The sequence below is a fragment of the Methanosarcina sediminis genome, assembly GCF_052056915.1.
Classification (GTDB): Archaea; Halobacteriota; Methanosarcinia; order Methanosarcinales; family Methanosarcinaceae; genus MTP4.
Map to the genome: position 1 here is coordinate 926,623 of NZ_CP195119.1, position 24,325 is coordinate 950,947.

The 24,325-nt window shown below is 43.1% G+C and carries 15 protein-coding genes; 11 read left to right on the top strand and 4 right to left on the bottom strand.

Annotated features, from left to right (window positions below; all coding sequences use genetic code 11):
* The first annotated feature begins 84 nt into the window (after nt 1-84).
* The 9 genes from ACSAZK_RS03905 to ACSAZK_RS03945 all read left to right on the top strand — a co-directional run bounded on the left by ACSAZK_RS03905 (nt 85) and on the right by ACSAZK_RS03945 (nt 12,143).
* On the top strand, nt 85-1,413 hold the full coding sequence (locus tag ACSAZK_RS03905; RefSeq protein ID WP_440956102.1) for a COG1361 S-layer family protein: 1,329 nt from the start codon (nt 85-87) through the stop codon (nt 1,411-1,413).
* Between the two features lie 128 nt (nt 1,414-1,541).
* Nucleotides 1,542-2,747 (top strand): ABC transporter permease, encoded by a 1,206-nt coding sequence (locus ACSAZK_RS03910; protein ID WP_440956103.1) that lies wholly within the window; start codon nt 1,542-1,544, stop codon nt 2,745-2,747.
* Nucleotides 2,748-2,762: 15 nt separating this feature from the next.
* Nucleotides 2,763-3,557, top strand: a complete 795-nt coding sequence (locus ACSAZK_RS03915) for an ABC transporter ATP-binding protein (protein WP_440956104.1) — start codon at nt 2,763-2,765, stop codon at nt 3,555-3,557.
* Between the two features lie 798 nt (nt 3,558-4,355).
* Nucleotides 4,356-5,222 carry a hypothetical protein gene (locus ACSAZK_RS03920; protein ID WP_440956105.1) on the top strand — a complete coding sequence of 289 codons (867 nt, stop codon included), beginning with the start codon at nt 4,356-4,358 and terminating at the stop codon, nt 5,220-5,222.
* 15 nt (nt 5,223-5,237) lie between these two features.
* Nucleotides 5,238-6,248 carry an AAA family ATPase gene (locus ACSAZK_RS03925; RefSeq protein WP_440956106.1) on the top strand — a complete coding sequence of 337 codons (1,011 nt, stop codon included), beginning with the start codon at nt 5,238-5,240 and terminating at the stop codon, nt 6,246-6,248.
* 114 nt (nt 6,249-6,362) lie between these two features.
* Complete coding sequence (locus tag ACSAZK_RS03930) at nt 6,363-7,244, top strand: DUF58 domain-containing protein (RefSeq protein WP_440956107.1); 882 nt, start codon at nt 6,363-6,365, stop codon at nt 7,242-7,244.
* A gap of 19 nt (nt 7,245-7,263) precedes the next feature.
* A complete protein-coding gene (locus tag ACSAZK_RS03935; RefSeq protein ID WP_440956108.1) occupies nt 7,264-9,186 on the top strand; it encodes a BatA domain-containing protein in 1,923 nt (640 codons plus the stop codon).
* A complete protein-coding gene (locus ACSAZK_RS03940) occupies nt 9,183-11,822 on the top strand; it encodes a VWA domain-containing protein (protein WP_440956109.1) in 2,640 nt (879 codons plus the stop codon). The genes ACSAZK_RS03935 and ACSAZK_RS03940 overlap by 4 nt, the downstream gene beginning before the upstream one ends.
* Nucleotides 11,823-12,008: 186 nt before the next feature.
* On the top strand, nt 12,009-12,143 hold the full coding sequence (locus ACSAZK_RS03945) for a hypothetical protein (protein ID WP_440956110.1): 135 nt from the start codon (nt 12,009-12,011) through the stop codon (nt 12,141-12,143).
* A gap of 63 nt (nt 12,144-12,206) precedes the next feature.
* On the opposite strand, the gene ACSAZK_RS03950 is transcribed toward ACSAZK_RS03945, so the two are convergent.
* Complete coding sequence (locus ACSAZK_RS03950; protein WP_440956111.1) at nt 12,207-12,857, bottom strand: RloB family protein; 651 nt, start codon at nt 12,855-12,857, stop codon at nt 12,207-12,209.
* Nucleotides 12,858-12,872: 15 nt separating this feature from the next.
* Complete coding sequence (locus tag ACSAZK_RS03955) at nt 12,873-14,261, bottom strand: AAA family ATPase (protein ID WP_440956112.1); 1,389 nt, start codon at nt 14,259-14,261, stop codon at nt 12,873-12,875.
* Between the two features lie 354 nt (nt 14,262-14,615).
* Between ACSAZK_RS03955 and ACSAZK_RS03960 the strand changes: the two genes are divergently transcribed.
* Nucleotides 14,616-16,589: a HEAT repeat domain-containing protein gene (locus tag ACSAZK_RS03960; protein WP_440956113.1), complete on the top strand. Its 1,974-nt coding sequence runs from the start codon at nt 14,616-14,618 to the stop codon at nt 16,587-16,589.
* Nucleotides 16,590-16,636: 47 nt separating this feature from the next.
* The gene (locus ACSAZK_RS03965) at nt 16,637-21,217 is read left to right on the top strand and encodes a DUF2254 family protein (protein ID WP_440956114.1); all 4,581 of its coding nucleotides are present in this window, start codon (nt 16,637-16,639) and stop codon (nt 21,215-21,217) included.
* 413 nt (nt 21,218-21,630) lie between these two features.
* Here ACSAZK_RS03965 and ACSAZK_RS03970 read toward each other — a convergent pair whose 3' ends face one another.
* Together ACSAZK_RS03970 and ACSAZK_RS03975 are read right to left on the bottom strand one after the other, a co-directional pair.
* A complete protein-coding gene (locus ACSAZK_RS03970) occupies nt 21,631-23,058 on the bottom strand; it encodes an IS1634 family transposase (protein WP_440956115.1) in 1,428 nt (475 codons plus the stop codon).
* A gap of 35 nt (nt 23,059-23,093) precedes the next feature.
* Nucleotides 23,094-23,546, bottom strand: coding sequence for a hypothetical protein (locus tag ACSAZK_RS03975; RefSeq protein ID WP_440956116.1), 453 nt, complete (start codon nt 23,544-23,546; stop codon nt 23,094-23,096).
* Nucleotides 23,547-24,325 lie beyond the last annotated feature (779 nt).

Below are 24,325 nucleotides of genomic sequence, written 5' to 3' on the forward strand. Positions count from 1 at the left end.
CCTGATGGAGTATAGAGGAATACAACCCGATGCAGGTTGCAAATAAAGTGCAACGGTTATAAGCATTCCAGCGGATTGTTAACTATGAAGTCCACCAATCCGGAGAAACCCTTGAGGGCTTTAAAGCCGAGAACTAAAAGAACAAAAACAGGCTCAAATAAAGCCCCCGCAGCCACTTTGCATTTTACAGCTGCCGTACTGATGATAACCCTAATCCTGGAACTTATAGCGGCCCCTGCTTCTGCAACCGTCATATCAGGGGACACCCGGCTGGAGGTCGAAGTAGCTGAAATCACCCCGAACCCTGCAAGACCAGGGGAAGACCTGCTGATCAGGATCAACATTGAAAATACGGGGAACGATCCGGCTGAGAACGTGAAAATCGGGATTGAGGAGCTTGACCCTTTTATTTTCAAGTACAGCACCTCAAAAACCTACGGATCCGGGACCAACACTGAACGCATCTTTAAAATCGACCAGATCCGGCAGCGCTCTAAAGTGGAACTGAACTTCCATTATCGGGTTGATTCGAGAGCCACTTCGGGTGTCCAGCAACTCGAGTTTACCGTCGAAGACGGAAACGGAGCCAGCTTTTCAAAAAGGATCCCAATAAGGGTTGAAGGAAACCCCGACCTTGTGCTCGTGGGCACGCAGATTATTCCGGCAGGCCTGGTAGGAAGTGAAAATCCTTCTACGGATTCCCTGGTCCCGAATCAGGAGTTCTACCTCCGGACAACGGTGAAAAACGCCGGGAACGGGGACGCAAAGAACGTTCGGGTCATGCTGGATATGAACGGATCCTCCCCAATCATTTCCCTGGAAGATAACGTCCGTTTCCTGGAAAAGCTGGAAGCCGGAAGTTCGGAAAACCTTTCTTTCAGGCTTTTGCTCGGGAGCAATGCCGAAGTTCAGCCCTACAAGCTCCCCCTCCGGATTACCGCTTCGAACGAAGCCGAGACCCTGCAGATCGACAAGAACCAGGAAATAGGGATCAACGTACTGCACAAAGCCGAGGTCGATATCGGAAGCCTGAAATTCGACCCGGAAATCCCGGTGAAGGGCCAGGAAGTCTCCATGATCATCAGGCTGGAGAACGTGGGCGAAGGAGAAGCCCGCTTCGTAAAAGCAAAACTTGAAGGGCTTGATGCCAGCGGCTCTACCAGCGCTTTTCTGGGCAGGCTCGAAAAGGACGACGACGCCCCGGCAGTTTTTACCTTCATCCCGGAAAAAACCGGGGAGCAGGAAGTCACCCTGCTTGTGGAGTATGAAGACGATTTCGGGCAGCACCAGCTCAGCGAAGACCTGACGGTAAACGTGATAAACGATTCGAACAGCAAAGTCCCCCTTCTTATTGGATTGCTGGCAGTGCTTACCGTGGCGGTCTTTTTCATGAAGAAGAAAGGAAAACTCTAAGAAAAAAGCTCTGAAACAAAAGCTCTGAGCTCCAGAATAACATAAGAAACAGAGCAAGAAATAAAGCAAGAAACAGAGCAAGAAACAGAGCAAGAAACAGAGCAAGAAACAGAGCAGGATGCCTGATTATGCTTGAAAAAGCGAAAGTCTCCTTCTTCCTTGCCGGCCGTTCCATAACAAGGGGCAATAAGGGGATCACGATCTTTACAATCTTTGTGCTGACCCTGATCTTCGTGCAGCTGGTGCTCTTCTCGAGCATGCTTGCCGGGGTCACGCTCAAGTTCAACGAGCTTATGGTGGACTACCAGACAGGAAATGTCGTGATCGAGCCCGAGGAAGAACAGCGCTACATCGAGGACGCCTCAGCCCTCCAGAAGAAGATCGAAAGCCTCCCCAGGGTGATCGGGACAACCGCCCGCCTTAAGACTTCCGGGAACTTCCGCTACAAGGAAAAGGAAATTGGAGGCACGGTATACGGAATTGACCCTGCGGACGAGAGCTTTGTAACGGCCATAGAAGACGCAATCATAAGCGGGGAATTCCTGAGCAGGCCCGACAGGGGCGAGATCATCCTGGGCAGGGAGGTTTCGGGAGGTTTCGGAGCCCTGATGGAATCAAGGTCTCTTGGCGGGGTGGAAGTCGGAGATACCGTTGAGCTTACCATCGAAGGCAAAACCCGGGAGTTCAGGGTAAAAGGAATTTACACCACCCGCTACTTCATGGCTGATGCCTCAGCCTACATAAACAGGGCCGACCTGGAAGAAATGCTGGGCGTGGAAGGCCGGGACCTTGCCCAGGAAATAGCTGTCAGGACCACCGCAGGCACTGACGAGTATGAGACCCGCATGGCCCTTCTTTCCCTGGGTGTCAGGGAAAACATCCGCACCTGGCACGAGTTTGCCGGGATCCTGCGCCTGATCGAAAATACACTTGGCATGATCCGGAACATCATGAACGCGATCGGGCTCCTGATCGCCTTTGTAATCATCTTCGTGGTCATCTACGTAAACATCGTCAATAAAAAACGCCAGATCGGCGTCCAGAAAGCCATCGGGATCGAGCAGAACGTTATAGTGGCATCATTCGTGCTCCAGGCCATGCTCTATGCGGGCACCGGGGTTATCCTGGGCTACTGCTTCATGCGCTTCGGGCTTGCCCCCTATACGGTAGCCCACCCGGTGGAAATCCCCCTCGGAACCATGAGCCTGAAACTGGACGACGCCGAAGCAATAAACCGGGCAGTCCTCCTTTTCCTGGCTTCCATCGTCGGCTCCGTGATCCCGGCCTACAAACTGGCACAAAAAGACCTCCTGGAACTGATCTGGGATAAATGAGAGGGAGGTGAAAATATGGAAGACGAAATGGAAAATGAAATGGAAGACAAAATGGAAGACAAAATGGAAGACAAAATGGAAGACAAAATGGAAGACGAAATGGAAAATGAATCAGAGATCCAAAAAAACGACACCATCATCGAAGGCATGGATATCGTCCGCACCTTCCGGATGGGCGAAGTGCAGGTAAGGGCTCTCCGCGGGGTTTCCGTTAAAGTCCGACGCGGAGAGTTCGTCGCCATCATGGGTCCGAGCGGCTCGGGCAAGACCACTCTCCTGAACCAGCTTGGAATCCTGGATACCCCCAACTCCGGTAAAGTCGTAATAGACGGCACCGATACCTCTGCCCTTTCCGAAAAAGAAAAAGGAAAATTCCGCCTCCATAATCTGGGCTATGTCTTCCAGGACTACGCCCTTCTCCCCGAACTCAATGCCGCCGAAAACGTCTACCTCTCCCTCATGATGCAGGGCAAAAGCAAAGAAGAATACGAGTCCGCCGCAGCCGAAATCCTGACCGCAGTCGGCCTGGGCGACCGCCTGGCCCAGCTCCCCTCCAAAATGAGCGGCGGCCAGCAGCAGCGGGTCTCAATTGCCCGGGCGCTTGCCCATTCCCCAATCATCCTTTTCGCCGACGAGCCCTGTGCAAACCTGGATTCCGAGACCTCAAAGGAAGTCCTGGACCTGTTCAAGAAGTTCAATACGGAATACGGGCAGACGATCGTGATGGTTACGCATGAGGAATGGCATGCTGCATATACTGACAGGGTGATAAAGCTGAAGGACGGGGTAGTTGTGGACGAGAATATGTAAAAAAGGTAATGTGACAAAAGTGAAAATGAACTTTCTTCAGAGGTAATGTTGGGTTGAAGCACATTATCTGCATTTTATTCCTGTGATTTCTTTCTAAGTAAAGTTGAATTGAGGCCCCACATCATTTTCAAAATATTTGTGTGGAGCTCCCCTACTTTTTTAAATGAGTTTCAGGTGGTGATGAAGTGAATATGTTTTTTTATGTGACTGATGAAGCCGGAGATTCCACCGGATGAAGACGAATACGGGCACTTGTCCGGTGTTTTTGCCAATGCCGTAACTATAAATATTGAAGTGATAAGAATCAGGGAAAGTGTCAATACAAATTTTTAATCAATGTCAATTCAACAACCACTTTTTTGAAAAAGAAGCTATTAAAAAGATTCATTTTAAGAATGCAGGGTAAAAACACATTGTCCAATATAAGCTTAGATGCGGAGTATTATATTATATTCAAAAATTAATATATACACTTTGACATAATTTAAGTAATATATATTTAAGCTGGATTTTCCGCCCTTTAAATGAACAAAATTTTAAATTGTCCCACTCAAATCAAAGGGTTAATATCCTCTTTTAAATAACTTTACAGGAAAATAAGACATGAAAAAAGTTTTAAATTCCTCAAAAATATTATATCAAAAATTAATATCTTTTTAAAGAATTACCTGCTCAATATAATTTATTAATGAGTTTTCATCTGGAAATATATCCGATCAATAATGAAATTGTTCGCAAAGTTTTTTTAGTAACATCCACAATATAATTACCAAATTACAACCGTGGTTTGAGATTATTATGCTTGTTGTGTCCCTGCTGGAAAAATACAAAAAGTACCTGAAGCGGTCTTGCTGGATTCTCGGCTTTTTACAGGCGGCAGAAATATTTGCCCTGTTGTTCCTGCTAGTGATTTTGTTTGACGGGTACAAAATTACCAACTATTCTCCGGAACTAAAGACGTTCATAAGAACCCAGGGATACATCGACCCTTACCAGTTCAACATCCTTTTAATGGCTATTGAGGCAATGATACTGACTCCTGCAGCCCATATGGGCTTTGAGCTGTTGAATAAAAATAATAGAATCGGGCTGATCAGCAGGCTTGAAAGGAGTTTTCCCGAACTCAGCACAAGACTGAGCACGGCATACGATAACAGGCAGAATATCAACATAGTTACAAAGAAATTGCTTGAGGACGTGCATAAGCAGCTGACTGACATCAAGATCAAAAAAATATCCCCGCGCAAAGAGATGCTCAGGTCATTCATAATATTTCTGCTGGCCTGCGGAGCGATCATTTTCTGTATCCACCAGGGTTTCAGCTTTGATGTATCCCCCAGCGAGTTGATGGACGACATTATGGGAAACATCCCGGATATCCCCGAAACTACATTCGACGAAGACTCCGAAAGAGAAGTCTCTCCTGAGACTGCATTTAAAGCAGAAGCTCTCATCATAAAAAACGGGGAACAGGTTGAGATGGAAATCAATCCGAGCCTGGGGCTCGGGTTTACTAGCCGGACCAATGCGGATACCCAAAATGAGTTCGGGGAAAATACGGAAAGATTTAACGAGACTTTCAGGTACAGCCAGACATACACGGAAAACCTGCCGGAAGAATACGAGCCTATGATAAAGCAATACTTTGAAGACCTTTCGTCTTGAGAACGGAGTTTCACCATGAGATATGAACAGGAAATCCAGCTGGATAACTCGGAACTTGACTTAAAACCCACTTACGAAAGGGCTCAGGAGATTTTTGAAACCATCTTCAGAGAAGTTGGAAACGCTATCGTCGGGCAGAAAGAAATGATCCGGCAGATCCTCATAGCCATGTTGTGCGAAGGCCATGTCCTGGTCGAAAGCAACCCGGGCCTGGGAAAAACCCTGACCATATCCACCATCTCCCAGATCATGAACATGAGGTTCAGCAGGATCCAGTGTACGCCTGACCTCATGCCTTCGGATATCACAGGGACCGATATCATTGAAGAAGACGAAAAAGGCGGCAAACGTTTCCAGTTCAAACTTGGCCCTGTTTTTGCAAATATTGTCCTCGCGGACGAAATCAACCGCGCATCTCCCAAGACCCAGTCCGCCCTGCTCGAAGCGATGCAGGAAAAACAGGTCACTGTAGCAAACACAACCTATGCCCTGGACAAACCATTCTTTATCCTTGCAACCCAGAACCCGCTTGAAATGGAAGGGACTTACGCACTCCCCGAAGCCCAGCTTGACAGGTTCTTAATGAAAATCCTCCTGACCTACCCGAACCCGGACGAGGAATTCGAGATCGTAAACCGCTACGCAGAAGCTTTCAGGCCGACTATCCGGAAGTGCATAGACAGGCAGACCTTCGTCGAACTCCAGGAAATCACCCGGAGGATCCCGATCTCCAACAAGCTCAAAAAATACGCAATCGACATCGTAAACCGGACCAGGAACATGCCCGAACTTATCGAGGCGGGAGCCTCACCCCGTGCCTCGATTGCCCTGATCCTCTGTGCAAAGGCAAATGCGTTTCTCGACAACCGGGGGTATGTCGACAAAGAGGATATCGACTTCATGGTCCTCCCGGTCCTCCGCCACAGGATTATCCTGTCCTTTGACGCTGCCCGGGACAACGTTAGCAGTGACGAAGTCATAGAAAAAATCCTGATGGATAAAACAATTACTTCGGTTCTGGAATGAGTTAGGAAATGAGTTAGGAAATGAGTTAGGAAATGGTTCGAAAATAGGTTCGGAAATGGGTTTTGAGGCATGGTGCATACAGGGACAAAACAGGGATTGAAACGGTGGTAAAACATGGCTGGTGAAAAACATAAGATCGATACTTCATTCCTGACCCGGCTCGACAGGTATACGCTCCTCCTCAAAAAAAGGGTGGCAGCAGTTCACTCAGGCAGCCACATCTCAACCATGAAAGGGACGGGGATCGAACTTGTGGACCACAGGAAATACAATCAGGGCGATTCCTTAAAAGACATCGACTGGAACCTCTATGCCCGTACGGAAAGGCTGTACATACGCAGGTATGAGGAAGACAAGACCCTGAACATGGTCATCCTCCTCGATGCCAGCAGCAGCATGGTTATCCCGGACGGTACACCGACAAAATACGAATATGCGGCAACGATAGCCATCGGCGTCTCCTACATCGTAATGAAATACAACGACCGGTACATGATCTCGACCTTTACGGACAACGTGGACTATGCCAGGGCCCGTAAAGGAAGAAACGAGTTTCTCCGGACCATCGACAACTTATCCAGAATTTCAGTCAACGGAGAAACGAAGCTTGCCGACTGCGCGGATTCCGCATACCCGAGAATCAAGACAAAATCAATGGTCCTGATAATTTCGGATTTCCTGGACGACCTCGACTCAATCCGCTATGCTGTCCGCAGGCTGTCCAGGCACGAACTTGTCCTTGTACAGCTTTACGACGAAACCGAGATCAACCTACCTGAAAGCGTGGACGGGGCAATCAAATTTGTTGACAGTGAAACAAACAAAGAGCTTAACATCGTAGTGGGCCCGCAGTTCAAAAAAGAATATGCTGCCGAATACGCAAGGCACATGGCCGGGCTTGAGAAGATCGCATACGACTTCCAGATCCCGTACTTCAGGGTAAACGTAAAGAACCAGCCCTTTGACACTGTCCTCAGAATCATAGGTGAAAGATAAGTAAAAGGTGATCCCGCCCATGGACTTTGAATTTTCTCCGGGTCTGGCTGCGCTTGCAGGAATTATTCCCCTGACAATAGTATACCTGCTCAAGCCCCGCCCTAAACAGTTTATTTTACCTACCCTGATGTTCGTGCAGCGGATAGGCCAGAACGTACTTGATGCCCGGCGCAAGCTCAGCAACAGGATACACGACCCACTCTTTTTCTTACAGCTCCTGACCCTGATTTTCATAGCCTTCGCCCTTGCGGGCCCGATGATAGACGACCTTGCAGGGGACTCAAGAAAGGTCATATTCATCATAGACTCCTCTGCCAGCATGAGTGCGGACGGCCGGATCGAAGCCGCGCAGGAAATCGCGATAAACAACCTGGGCAGGAAAAACACGATTATCGCCGCAGAAAGCATTCCCATGATACTTGCGGAATCCCTGGACGCAGCCGATGCAAAAGAAGTCCTTTCCGGTATGGAAGCCCGGAACACAGGGACTGATATCCCAAAAACGGTTCTGGCGGTCATAGGCGAAAAAGAGAGCGAGAATGGAAAAGTAATAGTCATATCCGATTTTGAAAACTGGGACGGGAAGGCGCCTGAAACATACGTCAATATCGCCAGGACCAAGAATATCGAACTTGAATTCAAACAGGTAGGGGAAAAAACCCCCAACTACGCAATCATAGCCGGACACCTGACAGACCGCAATGACGGGACCTATGAATATACCTGCACTGTCAAAAACTTCAACGATAAAAGCACAAAACTCGATGTCCGGCTGGAAAGCAAGTCCGAGCTCTTTCCCACCCAGAAAGTGAGAAACTCGGTCACCCTGGGAAAATACGGCACGCAGCAAATAACCTTCTCCAACATCCGCCAGGGGACCTCTACCGTGAAAATCCTGAACAAGGACACCGTCCCCTGCGACAACAGCGCTTACATCTCCATTCCCGAAATCGCCCCGAAAAGGATCCTCGTACTGACGGACCAGGACCCTGCGGTCAACAGGTCCGCCCTGCTGACAGCCGTATCGCTGATGCCAAATACGGTCGTTGATGTGCATTATAAGCTCCTCGACGGGCTTCCTTCGGACTACACAATGTACGATACGATTGTCGTAAACTGCAAATACGGCCCGCTGTCCTCTAAAAATGCCAGGCAAATAGCCGACTATGCAAAAAGCGGGAAAGACCTGGTAGTCATCGGGAACGGCTGCCTTTACAACTGTTCGGAAATGCACGGGCTTTACCCGGTCCTTCCTGTCGGCATAAAATCATCCGAGGGAGAGGGCAGCCACACTGTCGAAGCGGCAGGAAGCGGAAAGAATATTTTTGAAGACGTCGCCTTTGAAGAAGTATACGTACGCAGATTCCTGGGCACTGCCCCGAAAGAAGATGCCACCGTGCTCGCAGAACTCAAAGGCGCAGGCACGGGAACAGGCAAAGCTGCAGCACCCATGGTCTCAACCTGGAACATTTACAACGGGACGACAGCCTATGTGGGTTTCAGCGACGCTGCCGATAACGACCCCTGGAACAACTTTCATACCATGCCCACATACCCCGTATTCTGGGCAAAACTGCTCAAGTACATGTGGGGGGTCGGGGACATAAGCGAGACTAACGTTAAAACCGGCAGGTACCAGCCGCTCGAACACAACAGCAGGATCGTGACTCCGACAGAAACAGTTAGCAGTAACTTTGCGTACTACGACGAGTGCGGCTTTTACAGCCTGGACCAGAAAACGATTGCTTCCAACCTCTACGACCCCCTGGAATCAAATACCTATACCAGCAACCGGCTTCACCTTGAACCCGAAGAAGAGGAAGACCTGAAACAGGAAATCAGTACACAATCTCCGTACAAACCCCGGAAATATCTGATTTATGCCTTACTGCTGCTTCTTGTCATTGAAAACATAATCATGTTCAGGAGGAGGATCATATGATTATTGACGGCCCTCACGGCCTTGATTTCCTGAACGGTTTCGGAATTCTGAATTCCGCAGGTATCAGCTACGAACTCGATTTCCTCTACGAAAAAGAACTCTTCCTCCTCTTTCCCCTGGCCCTGATGGTACTCCTGGGGCTCAGGAAAAAAGTTGATAGGAGACATCTCTTAATCCATGCCCTTGTAGCCTTCCTCCTGATCATAGCGCTTGCGGCACCCTATACTGCGGAAATAGCCTCCATTCAAAGCGACCAGTCGCGGGTAACCATAGTCTCGGACGAAAGCCCGAGTATGGAACTGCTCAAAGAAGGGGTCTCCGACGAGATCGCAGAAGAACTCGGAAACAGCATCCCCGTAACCGCAACAAAGATCACAGGTCCGAATACCGCTTTAGGAGACGCCATTATCCAGCAGGCATCAGCTGACAATTTTGTACTTGTGGTATCAGACGGGCAGGGTAATTCAGGAACCTCGCTTGAAGATGCTCTTTCCTACTGCTACAGGAACAATTTCCCGGTAGCAGCCCTGGTCCCCGAGACCCTCGAAGAAGACCTGAGCATAGAGATTGAAGGCGAAAACGAAGTTCCGGTCGATTCCGAAGCTTTCTTTACAGCCCATATCAGGAAATCGACCGAGGAAGACGAAAAAGAAGAAATTAGTTACAAACTGAGGATTACGGTCGACCGTGTAAAAATCATGGAACGAGAAATTAACCAGACCGAAAGAATAGTAAGCATTCCTTTCACCCACACCTTCAAGACCCTGGGTCCGCATACCCTGAAAGCAACCCTCCACCCCGCGACCTTCCGGCCGGGAGGTATGGACTATTTCGAAGAAAATAACCATTACATGAAGAGCATCTACGTAACCCCGAAGCCGAAAGTTCTTTTCGTTACCGACGAGCCCGAATCCCCTCTTTCCTACGTATTGAAAGAAGTCTACGAGGTACACGCAGGCAGGTCATATAATTACCTGGACGGCATGGACGCTGTGGTAATCGACAACCAGGCTGCGTCTACCATCTCGGATTCCGAAACCGAAAAGCTGAAAAAATTCATCCTCAACGGGGGCGGCATGGTAGTGGTAGGGGGAGACTCTGCTTATGACTTCCCGGAGGAGGAAACGTACAGGAACACGAAATTCGAAGAACTCCTTCCGGTTACGTCCAACCCCTCAAGCTGGCGGGGTGGAAGAAATATTGTCCTGATGCTCGACGTTTCCCCCAGCACCCTGCAGAGCAATAACATAGGGGGGAAAGTCCTTGATGACATTCTCTCCAACACTATCGTGCTTCTCGAAAGCGAGCTTTTGAAAGACGCAAGGGTCGATGTGATCACCTTCGGGAGCAAAGGGCAGGATATCACGGACGGCTTCCTGGACATGTCCAGAGAGTCCAACAGGGTCTGGCTTGATTCCGAGATCCGGAAGATAAGGCCCAGGGGAGACTCCACCTCCCTGGAACAGGGGCTTCTGACCGCACGCCACCTCCTTGAAGCACAGGAAAATGATGCGGAAGCTGAAATTATAATTGTCTCCGACGGCGGGATCGGAGCCCCCGGCCAGGGGGTAGGCAGTTTTGAAAAAGCCATTGTGCGGGCACAGGCACTTAAGGACAGCGGGATTGGCATTTTCTTTGTCCACATACATTCCCCGAAAGCCGACCGACAGGTCAACGGCGAGGGACGCTACTACGCCGATACCCTGATGAACAGGATCCACCTTTTCGACAACTATTACAGGATAGAGCCCGGGCAAAGGGTAAACCTCAACTTCGGGGAAAGCCCGGAAGAAGCCGAAAACACCGAAGACGATTACTCTTCAGGCTCCATCGTAATCTACGACCCGAAACACTTCATCACCCGGGACGTTTCCGGGATTCACGACATCCTTGGCTACAACGACGTAACCCCCAGGCCCGAAGCAAACCGCCTGGTAATAACGAGGCTCGGAAAACCCGTGCTCACGGTCTGGAGACTGGGCCTTGGCCGTGTAGCCTCGATCAGCACCGACAACGGCTACGGCGGCGGAATCCCCTGGGCTCCCGGCCTCTACCTTGAAAACGACAGCCTGCTGATCACAAGGACCCTGAACTGGGCAGTCGCAGACACCGACACCGGCCAGCCCGTCCAGCTAAAAGTCCCCGACCTCAAAATGAACCAGCCAGGCAGAATCCTGATTACCACCAGCAAAAAAGGCACCCCGAACCTCTACTTTGACAAAGAACCCATGGAAATAAGCTCCATCGGGAGCAACATGTACGAGTCCTACGTCATCCCCAAAACCTTCGGCCTCCACAACATCTCCGAAACCCCCTACTCCGTAATCCCCCTTGGCGCCTCCGACGCAGAAATCGCCTTCATCCTGAACGCCTCCTCCAGACCAGTCTCCGTAAACCACGCCGACGAATACATCTACATCGGCGAAAACCCCCTCTTCAAAACAGCCATCCTCGAAAACGGCGGAAAAGTCTACACCAAAGAGGACATCTACACCCGGATCATAGAAGACTCAAAAACCACCACCGAAAAAACCGTCAGGACCGAAGTGGTTTATACAAAACAGATCCTTGCCCTGGCTTTCCTTATCTACCTGCTGTACACGCTGTACCACACGTATAATACGAGGATGAGGTGAAGGGCGCTTTTTGAGTGCGTTCATGGTATCACAGGCAGCAGTAGAAGTGGCTTGGCTGGATGGTGAAAAAACGGGAATCCTTTATTGAGCGGTTGAGGGTATGCCGGAACAACCTGAATGGTGTCTTCCGTGGTTATTGTCCACGGTCACCGAAGGTGAGCGGCCTACCCTTAAATTATGCCTTGAATGAAGAAAGAAAGAAAGAAAGAAAGTTACAGAAAAACAGCAGCAAGGAAAAACATTGGCTGCATAAATAAGCCATTAATTGTGGAGCCACCATTCGTTTTTGAGTACACGTCCATTGCAGAGAAGGAAGTTTAACTGCTGATTCTTAATCTTCAATTTTTCTAATTTTTGTTCCGATCCCTGTCCAAGGTCCCTGTCCTAATCTTTATCCATACCTTCCGTACGCCTGAGAATTTCCTCAACCAGAGTATAAACAAGAGTTGAGGGATCACTTCCTCTGCTCAGTAATTCCGTACCGTTTTCTTTGTGGTGCTTTTCCAGCATTTTCGAATTGCTTATTGCCTTTCCTGCAAGAGGTTTTAGAATCTTTGAGTAGTCCACATTTTTCCTGTAGCCAGGCATGAATTCCCTCAATTTGCCAATCGCATTGGAACAGTTGCCCAGTGAAGAATTATAGTAGACGTGATGCAGAAGATACCAGACTTCAAAACAGGGATTTGAAAAGCAGACCTTTATGCCGCTTTTCCCAGCAGTCCTGGCTGCCTGCTTGATAGCTTCTTCCGGAAAATGGTCCCGGTCAAAAACGCACCATGCAGCATCTCCACCTTCGAAATCCAGAAAATCATATTCACTTTTGAGCAGCCTTTTCGTATAGCTCACCAGATTATCGGGAGACTGCCCTCCCGAAGGTGGGGTTTCGATCTTTAGCGGGCTGTTCCTCCTGTTGAAACTTCGGAAATAAATAGGACTGGTTTTCTCATCTTCACAGATTATCAGGAAAATTTTGTGTGTTTTCCTCGGATAAGCTTTCCCGCGCCTCCAGGTCTTCCGGCTTTTGTACCCGCCCATCAAAAATCCTCTCTTTCAGTTGAGCCCTTCAGCAGCCCCGATAAACGGAAGAGCTCCGTACCTTCCCGCAAGATATCCCTTCCGAATATTTTTATCTCTTCTTGGGCTGAACTCCGTAAGGGAAAAAAGCTCCGTGCTTCCCGTCCCAGGGTCTTTTTCGGTAAACCAGACCTGGTCTCTCCTGAATAAGTTCAGGTCAAGCAGGTTCACGTCATGGGTTGCAAAGACGAGCTGTGCATTCTTTTTATTCCTGGAAGGGTCTTGGAAGAGCTTGACAAGGTATTCACAGAGAACAGGGTGCATTCTGAGGTCCAGTTCGTCCAGCACAAGCGTCTTTCCGTTAACCAGGGCATCGATAAAGGGCCCTATCAGATAGAATATCCTTTTTGTCCCTTCGGACTCGTCTTCGTAGAAATCGAATTGCACGGTGGAAGAGACTTTTTCCGTCCCCTTTTCCTGCCACTCTTCGTTTACAGTTTCATTTCCATTCTCATTTTCACTCCCAATTCTATTTACATTTCCATTCTCAATTCCAGTTACATTTCCAATTCCAGCTCTATGAACGGTTTTTATGTCTACAAGTTCGCTTTTGTTCCTGCTTTCCCGCACAGAAAGCCAGCCCTGCTCCCCGGACAGTTTCGAAGAAAAACTTTCAAAAGGAAGTTCCCTGTACTCAACCAGAATGTCCTCAATCCCGAGATCGGCTGCAACCAGCGTTTTCAGAATCAGCTTTTTGTATTCCTCACTTCTGCCCAGCAGCTCGACCGTATAATCCATCAGGCCGGGATGGTCAGCTTTTTGTATGACAGTTAACTCTTCCCTGAACCACCGGAAAACTTCCATTGTTTTTTCATACTTTTGCTGGGCTGAACTCGACAGGTAAAGCACATTATCCAGGGTCCGGTCAAGAATCCCCTTCTGCACCCTCCGGTCTTTAGTGAACTTTGCTTCCTGTTCCCCATTCCCTACTTTCCTTTCAAAAATAAGCGATTTCCGGCCCCTGGGGTAATAGTGCAGGAATTCTTCAACTATCCTTTCCCCCGTAAAAGCCACGCCATAGACATACTGCACATTATTGTGGATAAAAACGACCTTAAACCTTGTAGGCTTTTCCAGACACCCCTCATCCAGCTTGAAAGGAGTGTGCACGAGCAGGTCCCCGGGCCTGTTCAACATGGAATTCAAGACCATCTCCCGGAGAGTTCCAAAAGCCATGACCATGTTGCTCTTACCCGAAGCGTTCGCCCCGTAGATAGCCGCAGTCCTGAGCAGCCTGTCCCCTTTATTCAACGCCTCTGACTCAAACGTATTCTTCTCCAGCGATTTATCGGGAGATGCCAGGAGGCTGAAAGTTACCTCTTCTTTTATCGACCGGAAATTTTCGATGCTGAACTCGATTAACACCTGAACCCCTCAGAGCTGAATTGCGGATTTTATAATTTATACCTAATTTTTGTGAAAAATCCGTAAATTTAGATATATAATTGGCGAAAATTGTATTTAATTGTTTTGAACAGCCACCTATCAGTACGAATATAGCTCGAAAAGCAAAGCTTCGGACAGCAAAAAAAGAACTAAAACCGAAGGAGAAACTGACTACTCATGGTTTTGGAGTACGTTCAAAATCTGGACATGACGTTTGATTGGAAAATAAGGGTGGTAGGCTTGTAGCGGATTGGTAGTAAGGTTGGTGGAAAGATGGTGGAAAAAAGAATGATTTATTAATTTTGGGGTGTTAGAAGGTTATGGTGCAGGGAATTGGTTGATCAGGAAGAGATTCATAGAAAATGTAATAGTGATAATCCAGAAGAACGTGGAAAGGCAGTGGATCAACTATGTAGTAGTTTTGAATATCTTTCTGACAAGGAACAGGTGGGGAAAGATTTACACAGGCTGACTTCAGATCAAAACAGCGGTGTGCGATCAAGGGCACCAGAGGTAATTGGAACTGTTTTTCAGTATTTGCCTGATAAAGAACAGGCATGGAGAGATTTAATCAGACTAACTTCAGATGAAAAAAGCCATGTGCGATCGAGGGCAATAAAAGCACTTAGAACTGTTTTTCGAAGTTTGCCTGATAAAGAGCAAGCATGGGGAGACTTGCACAAACTAACTACAGATGAAAAAAATGATGTGCGAAAGGGAGTAGCAGAAATACTTAAAACTGTTTTTAGAGATGTGCCTGATAAAGGACAGGCGGGGGAAGATTTACACAGGCTAACTTCAGATCAAAACAGCGAGGTGCGAAAGGGGGCAGCAGAAACGCTTGGAACTGCTTTTCAAGATATGCCTGATAAAGAAAAGGCGGGGGAAGATTTACACAGATTGACTTCGGATCAAAACAGCGAGGTGCGAGACAGTGCGGTAGTGGCATTTAAAACTGCTTTTCAAGATGTGCCTGACAAAGAAAGGGCGTGGAAAGATTTAATCAGATTTACTTTACATGAAGACAGATATGTGCGAGAGAAAGTAGCAGATGCACTAGGAAATGTTTTTCAATATGTACAGGATAAAGAAAAAGCGTGGGAAGATTTACACAGATTAACTTCAGACCAAAACAGCGAGGTGCGATGGGGGGCAGTAGAAGCACTAGGAACTTGTTTTCTATATGTGCCCGGTAAAGAAAGGGCATGGAAAGATTTACACAAACTGACTTCAGATCAAGAAGGCTATGTGAGAGTCAGAGCATATCATTCTCTAGGTAGAATTTCTATTTACAAGGCATCTCAATCTGATAATGAAGAAGCATATTTAGAGGAGCTTAAAAAAGCGATTGATTTTTTTGAAAATGCAGCTAAAGAACCTGCCTTGGATAATCCATCTAAATTTTGCTTCCCCTTTTACCGCTCATTTTACACAATAATTTCCATTGAAAAGCGAGAGGCTAGAGATGAGGTTGAGAAATACCTTGCAGAGGCAAAAGGAGAGATTGGTTGGTCCGATAATAAAAAATTACTCTTTGAAGCGATTGAAAATCTTGCTAATGCGTTAAAAGAAGTCCAGAACCTTGAAAATATGGACCTAGCAGCCAAGAAAGGAGAACTTAATTTTTACAGGAAATACTGCGAACAGGCCGCAGAGTTAATGAAAAATACCGAAGAAAAAGCACCTTCTGCTACAATAGTGATGAGGAAAGGGCTTCCCATTCTCGATCGAAATCTGAAATCCCTTCTCGATGAAATCCAGGAAAAAGCAAAGAAAGCGTGCCAGGTATCAAAAGGTACTGATACAGAAAAAATTGCATGCGCTGTCAGTCGAGAGGTTCAGAAGTGGGAGATCGGTAGTCAGGAAGAGATGAGCTGGTATGTTGAAAATCTCGTATTTTCCTTGGCAGCTACAATCCCACAAGTTCCAGAAAATAATCTCATTTTTGATAGAATCGAACAAATGAGAAATCAAAAAGATTTGGTGAAACAATATGGAATATTGTGTACTATAATCCCACTAATTCCAAATCTGTACTTAGGAAATAAAATCGAGGATTTAGAGAAAAAAATAGATTGTTTTTTAGTAAGTTTATCGGAATCAAATACAGACCTCACTATATCAACAGGAATCGACTTTTACGGCAACGGAATAAAACTTAACAAAAAAATTCCTCTTCAGAGTTTTTCCGAATCTGAAAGGAAAGAAATTGAAGAAATAATTGGTGGAAAGGAAGCGATAAAACTGATGAATTTCCCCTCAAAAATTGTTGGAAAAATTAAGGATTGGCTAGCAAGAAACAGATAACATTTTTAGAAAAATTAATAATCTAATACGTTTGAATATAAATTGTAATGGCACTTGAGATAAAATCACATATTCATCGATTTTTTAAGGGCAACAAACTCCGAAAAAAGATCAGTTTCTACTTATTCACAATCATCGCCTCAGTTGCTATTTCAATAGTTCTTTCATATAATGGATTTGTATATTCTAATCCTGATAGTGCCCGCTATACAATTAGTGCTCTAATACAAAGTGAAGCTGCAATTCTTGCCATAATAGTAACTCTAAGCCTCGTTGCAGTACAACAGACTGCTTCTTGTTATTCTCCGAGAGTTACTGAGATATTCAAAGATAAGAATAGAAACCCAGATTTTTGGATAATCATGGTAATTTATATAGGAGCCATGATTTATGGGGCATTCATACTAAAACAGATTGGAGAAGGCGATTTATACTTAGCAAACGCTTTTCAAAAATATTTGCCGACTGAAATTGTTTATGTTCTTTTTGACATTCAAACAGCTATATGGTTCACTTTTTTTCTTAGTATTATCGCATTTACTTCATTATGGGTGTATATTAAAAATACACTTGAACTTCTAAATCCATCCAAAATAATTGAGATTCTTGCCGAAGATATAACTGAAGAACGATTTAAGCTAGCCGCAAATAGGAAGCATACAAGGGACTATGATGATAGAGACCCAATTCATCCAATTATAGACATAGTAAGTAATTCACTGATAAATGTTGATAATCAAACAGCATTGAAAGGGATCCTCAATATAGAAGAGCGCACAAAACAGATATTTAAATCAATAAATATTGATGTTGAAGATTTCAAAGGAATACTGGAAAATTTTCTTAATCATTTTACAATAGTTGGGAAACTAGCTGTAAAAAAAGACAACGAAGATTTTGTCCTTAAAGTGTTGCCAAACCTGCATAATGTATGTAACATAGCAATAAAGCAAAAGATGTTAAGTACTTCTGTTATAGCCACAGAATCTTTAGGTCAACTTGGAAAGGCATCAGTTGAAGAAAAAATGAATGATTCAGCAAGCATGTCAATACATTTCCTTAGACAAATTTCTGAAATATCAGTTGAAAACAAATTAGGGTATTTGGCAACAAAAGCTATAGGGTCTCTCGATCAAATTGGAAAAGCAGCTATTGATCAAAAAATGGTGCCATTATCAATAAAAATAGTTGATGTGTTAGAGAAAATAGGAGATATTTCAATTGAACAAAACGCACAAATGTCTTCTATATCGATATGTGATCTCAAAAAAAATAAATATGTCCTCCCAAAAGTTGTTAATTCGATAAATGAACTTTTTAAAACTTCATATTACTTGAATTTAAATTCAATACAAAAAGAAGCAAATAAAGCTAAACAAAAATTCAATGGAGAATTGAAATCAAAGGGATACGATACCAGAAATAGTGAATTTATAAGCTGGGTTCTTGAAAGTAATGCAAATTTTGAACTTGAGCAATACGAAGAAGCATTTAAAGACATCCAAAGAGCATTAGACCTAAAAAAGGATATCTCAGATGCACTGATTCTCAAAGGAGATATTCTTCTCGAACAAAATAGAAATTATGAAGCATCTAAAGCTTATGATGAGGGGCATCATAAAGCAAAAATGGATATTTTAAATAATGTAATATCTTTGGTTTTCAAAGGAATGGCTCTTTCTAAACTTGGTAGATATGACGAAACATTTGATGCTTACGATAAAGCTCTAGAGCTAAAACCTGGAGACTCATTTATATACTACAATAAAGGAAGCACCTTTTTTGAGCTAGGCCAGTATGAAGAAGCATCCGAAAATTGTGGAAAAGCAATACAAATAGATCCAAAAAATATATATGCACTGATTCTTAGAGAAGTAATCTCAAAAAAAGTGAAATTGTGTGGAAATCTAAAATCTAGTGACAATTTCGAAATAAGAGCTAATCCTTTAGAATTCTTTCAAGTGGGAAATTACCTTTTAAAAATTGGCAGATATTCAGAAGCGTTAGTAGCTTACGAAAAAGCAATAGAAATAAAGCAAGATTTTGCTCTAGCTTGGTTAAGTAAAGGACTAAGTTTATACCATCTAAAGGAATATAGGGCAGCTTTGGATACATACGAAGAAGTATTATCAATAAAAGAAGATTATGCCTTGGCACATTCCGAAAAAGGAAACGTCTATTTCAAACTCGGTTTGTATAAAGATTCTCTGGGACAGTATAAAAATGCGCTTGAAGTCCTTAAACGTGAACTTAATCCTGATCAATTTGCTATTGCGGACAACTTTAACAGAATTGCAGATGTTTACAAAAATATTGCATTAACTCAGAATGAAGAAACCCAATGCCAAAAATCCTATGAAGAAGCAATTTCTTGGTATGAAAAAGCTCTCTATATCCGCAAGCATGTTTTGGGCACTGATCATCCACTTGTGGCACATACTCTCAAAAGTTTAGCATTAATCTACGAAAAAGAGAATAGATACGAAGATGCTGAACCTCTTTACAAACAATCAATGAGAATTTTTGAGCAAGTTTTGGATCCAGATCATTTTGAATACCTTCAAAACTTAGATAGACTAGCAGATTTTTACATTAAACAGAAGAACTACGAAGATGCCATTCCTCTTATAGAAAGAGGGCTTAAAATCCGAACGCGTACCTTACCTTTCGATCATCCAGAAGTTATAGAATACCTTGGTAAGTTGGAATCCCTATATGAAAGAACAAAAAGATATGCAGATTCTTATTCATTGTATATGCAAATTAGGAGTATCTTAGAGCAATCTTCTATGTCTGCAGACCACATCGAAGAGATCTCTAATAGACTAACCTATTTTGGAAAAGAAATGGGTAAACTGAATTTTGAGGATTTGCATAAAAGGGCAACGGATAGTAATCCAAATATCAAGAAGAAGGTAGCGCATTTATTAGGATCTTCTCTTCAATACATAGCAGAAAAAGATGAAGTGTGGAATGATCTCCATGAACTGACACTAGATCAGGATATCCATGTTAGAAAAAATGCCGTGATTTCTCTGGCGACTTATTTTCAATATATTCCAGATAAGCAACAAGCATGGGAAGATTTGCACAGACTAACATTTGATCCAAATAACATCGTAAAATCGAGTGCAGCGTCCTCACTTGGAATTGCTTTTCCATATTTGCCTAATGAAAACCAAGAATGTGATGATCTACGTAGGCTCTCAAATGACAAAGACAAATTTGTACGATCAAGTGCAGCATCCTCTTTAGGGACCGCTTTTCCACATATTCCGGATAAGCAACAAGCATGGGAAGTTCTACACAAGCTTACTATGGATATGTATACTGAAGTTAGATGGAACGCGGCAGATTCATTGAATTTGGCATTTCCACATATTCCGGATAAGCAACAAGCATGGGAAGATCTACACAGACTAACATTTGATGAGAGCAACTATGTGAGATGGAGTACAGCAAAATCATTTGGTTTATCATTTCAATATATTCCGGATAAGGAAAAGGCATGGGAAGATCTACATAGATTAGCTGGTGATGAAGAAAATGATGTGAAAGAGGGGGCAGCTTATTCTCTGGGAACAGCATTTCCACATATTTCGAATAACTCTAATCAGAAGCAGGCTTTTGAAGACATGTTAAGATTAGCAAATGATGAAGACAGTGGTGTAAGAGAAAGAGCTACAAGTTCATTAGGATCGATTTACCAACATACCTCAGACAAAAAACAAGTATTGAAAAAACTTTATGAATTAACAAATGATGAAGAGAATGATGTTGAAGCGGCAGCAAATTATTATCTTGGAAAAATACATATATTCAAAGCATCTCAATCGGGGACTGAAAAAAGTTACAAAGAAGAGTTAGAAAATGCAATTAATTACTTTCAGATTTCTTCGGATTGTTCAGTGTTTAAAAATCCTTCTAGATTCTGCCTCCCTTTTTATCGTGCATTCTATACAATAATTTTCAAAAATAAGTCCTCAAAAGACGAAATAGATAGATATATTGATGACGCAAAATATTCAATTGGAAATTCTAAAAATAAAGCACTACTTTTAGAAGCAGTTGAAAATCTTGCTAATGCATTAAAAGAAGTTCAACATCTAGAAGATCTAGATCTTACAAAAAAGAAAGATAATCTATATATATACAGAAAACATTGCGAAAATATAACAGAAATTACTAAAGATACAGAAAAACTGGCACCTTCAGCAACACGGGTGATGAGAAAAGGTCTTCCAATTCTAGATAGAAAACTTAAGGAACTTTTAGAAGAAATCCAGGAAAAAGTAAAGACCGCGTGCCAAGTATCAAAAGGAACTGATACAGAAGAAATTGTATGTGCTGTCAGTCAAGAGGTTCAGAAATGGGAAATCGGTAGTCAGGAAGAAATGAGTTGGTTTGTTGAAAACCTTGTCTTTACTTTAGAATCAAGCATTCCGAATATTCCGAATAATCAACGCATTTTTGATAGAATTCATCAGATTAGGGAACAAAATGATATAGTAAAACAATATTCAATTCTAAGTAGTATCATTCCTATGATTCCTATGGTGCATATTGAGAATAATATATCTGAACTCAAAGAAAAAAACAATGAAGTAAAAGAAGAAAATAATTCGTAACAAATTTTCAGTAACAAATGAAAAAAATCTAGATGCTCTTCATTTGGAAAGCTTACATTATACTCTCGAACAATAGTTCAAATGGTTTAATAAAATACCCCTACCCTTTCCTCCGAATACCCAATCCTAGATCACCACCCCCGGCACAAACCAATTCTCTCCTCAAATCGAGAAAAAGCCGCCCCTCCTACCTTCTCCTCCTCTTCAAAAATCCCAGCCTCCACCTCACAAATCATGAAAAATACCTAAAATCGTTCTCTTGAGTGAACGAAGTGAGCGAAAAGGACTGCGTACTGTTGCACTTACAGCCTGACTTTGACAGTTTCCACTAATTTTAATTAAAATTTCCTTCATTTTTCCCGATTTTTGTCAGAAAAAGGTATTTGACAGTTCAAATAAATTCATCGAATTTTCTAAGAAATTCCCTGTTTTTGGGTTATAATCAAGCGATTTATGGAATCAAAATTGGCATAAATATAAGTTTTATTCTTATTCTTCAGAAAATCTACGGTAACTGTCAAATTCGATAGACTCTTTTTTATGAATTTTGTTGACGTATGCTTGAGTTCTTTGAACTCATATCGCATCAGCGATATGAGTAATTGAGCAATGAATCCTATGATTATTGCTCCATAGATGCTCTCATCCGTCCAGACCCTTAGTGGTTTTATTTCTATTTCGTTTTTCAGCGAGTTAAATATTTTTTCAATTGAATCCTTTTTCCTGTAGGTTTCAAGAGCATCTATAAGTGTCAAATTCTTACTTGATTTTAGGCAGAAAAATCCTTCTCTTCCATTAATTACCTCTTCTTCAAGGAGTTCAAAGGCTTCATCTTCACTCATCTCAACCAGCTTTGTCTGGTATGAATAACTTATATCAATGAGTTTATTATTGATTCTGAATTTCTTCGGAAGTTTCTTGTTCTCATCAATTGATTTCTGTATCTCTTTTGCCTCTTCCACCATTCTCTGTACTTTTCTGACTCTTGCTTCCAATTGCTGTTTTTTTAAGGTTTCTGAGAAATAGAGGTAGTTTGTACTGCTGGGTTTTACAATCTTTATCCCATAGATCCCCTTTTCTTTGTCAACGACTTCAGGATCAAGCTGATCAAACATTTTAATCAACTTATCATCGCTGGCGTTGAGCTTCTTTGCAGTAAGGTAATCCATTTCATCTTCTTTGATCAGAGCTAGATTTTTTATGCTATTTGCACCTTTGTCAAAAACAACAAGTGACTCTTTATTGAGTCTACTTTTTACCTGCTGATACGTTTTTTTAAAATGAGTCTGATCGGGAACGTTTCCTTTTTCCACAGTAATTCCAACAGGTAAGTTTATTGGATCTGCAAGTTCGCTTACTCCTAAAGTAATCTGTTTTTTATCTGGACGGTGATCGCGGCTGTAACCATATTTACCAAGTGGAGACTTATCACCATAAAGAACAATACTTGTCCAATCCATGTTGATATTAGTGTGTTCAAAATTGTACATGGAGAACAAAACATCCTGAATATCCAGAATGATCTCTTCTTTATTACTTCCCAAAGTTTGAAGGGTTCTGTACAGAACCCTTTCATTGAATTTTTCAAGATTGAAAAATTCCAGGACTTCGTCCTGGTTAATCCATTTATGAGCCCGATCAATGCTAAAGTTCTCTGTAAGCTTATAACTAAGCAAAGCTTTGATCAAAGAATTGAAGTCGATACCTTTAGCCTTATGCTTACCCAAAATAGATGAAAAATTAAGCTGTTCATACAGGTTTTCAACAGCAAGAATGGTTCCGATGGGAAAGCATATATTGTCGTTAGGAGTTATTTCATATGTTCTTAGTTTTGTTTGCATTTTGGTCGATCAAACATTACTAAGAACTATGATTTTTATTTAACTGTCAAACTTGGGTTAAAAGGTATAGATTGTGCAATTATTTTTGCAATTAGATTTGCAAAAGTGAAAAGTTGATCTTCAAAAACCACCATAAATTCATCAGTGTCAGGAACTTTTATTGCCATTGCGTTTACCTTTCCACTTGGTAACGTACCAATAAGAGGGCGCATAGGTAACCTAGATAAAAGTTCTTTCGCAGATTTTTCAATTTGTTCAAATAAATCAAATAAAATAGAATAAGTGTCAGGATTTTCATAAATAGTAGGCAAGTCAGTTTTTTCCATATAATTTTCTATTTCATTGAAATCAACCTCGGGATATATTTTTTTAAATTCTTCTAAAAATTCTGGATTATTTATCCATGAAAGATGGCCAGTAATTTCATCTTCATAAAACTTTGATTGCATCTTTTCCAGATATATTTGTGATTTAGTTTTTTCAGACATATTCCACCTAAAAAGATTAAAAATTACTTCTAAAAGTACTTATATTGAATAGCTATTAAGTTGACATTAAGTTTTTGATTTAAATCAAATCCTAAAAATACTGATAAAAAAAAATCAACAGATATATGAATTCACAACTCTTGTAACCATGATACCAAGAAACCCCATATTAAAAATGAGTAAGGGTTTATCGATCTAAAGGAGCACAAAAAACGTGCGAGTGTTCACTTCATCTCCGACCTGGAGATTTCGTTACCTTCCGAGCTCCTGATGTAATAAAAAGGAAGCTATACCACCGACATAAACTCTGCTACTTTCAAAAAGCCTGCCCTCCCATATTCAAAAGAACTGAGCAATTCGACAAGGCGGTGACGAGGGGAGGGAGGTTGCAGAGGGGAGAAGGAGTCGAAGAATCTATTTTTGCGAATAACTACGGTTGCTTCGGCGAAGTGCACACAAGCGTCCCGAAACCTCCAAAAAATAAAAAACAAAATGTTTAATTCATTGGCAGACGCATGATTCAGGGTTGAAAAAGATGAGGTTTTTTTATTTCATGAAGCTCCTTAATCTTCTCTATCAAAAAGGGCTGGCCTCACTTCGTTCGGGACAAGAACCACAGGAGACACTATTCCGGTTACATCGGAAAAGTGCGATCAATCATTACGGAAAACGTCCCTGTAAATCTTAGGAATCCTTTCGCTTCCATCCCCCGCAGAAACAAAGCAAACCGATAAAATAAACCAATCAACTTTAACTTCGTCTTTTATTTAGCAAACCTG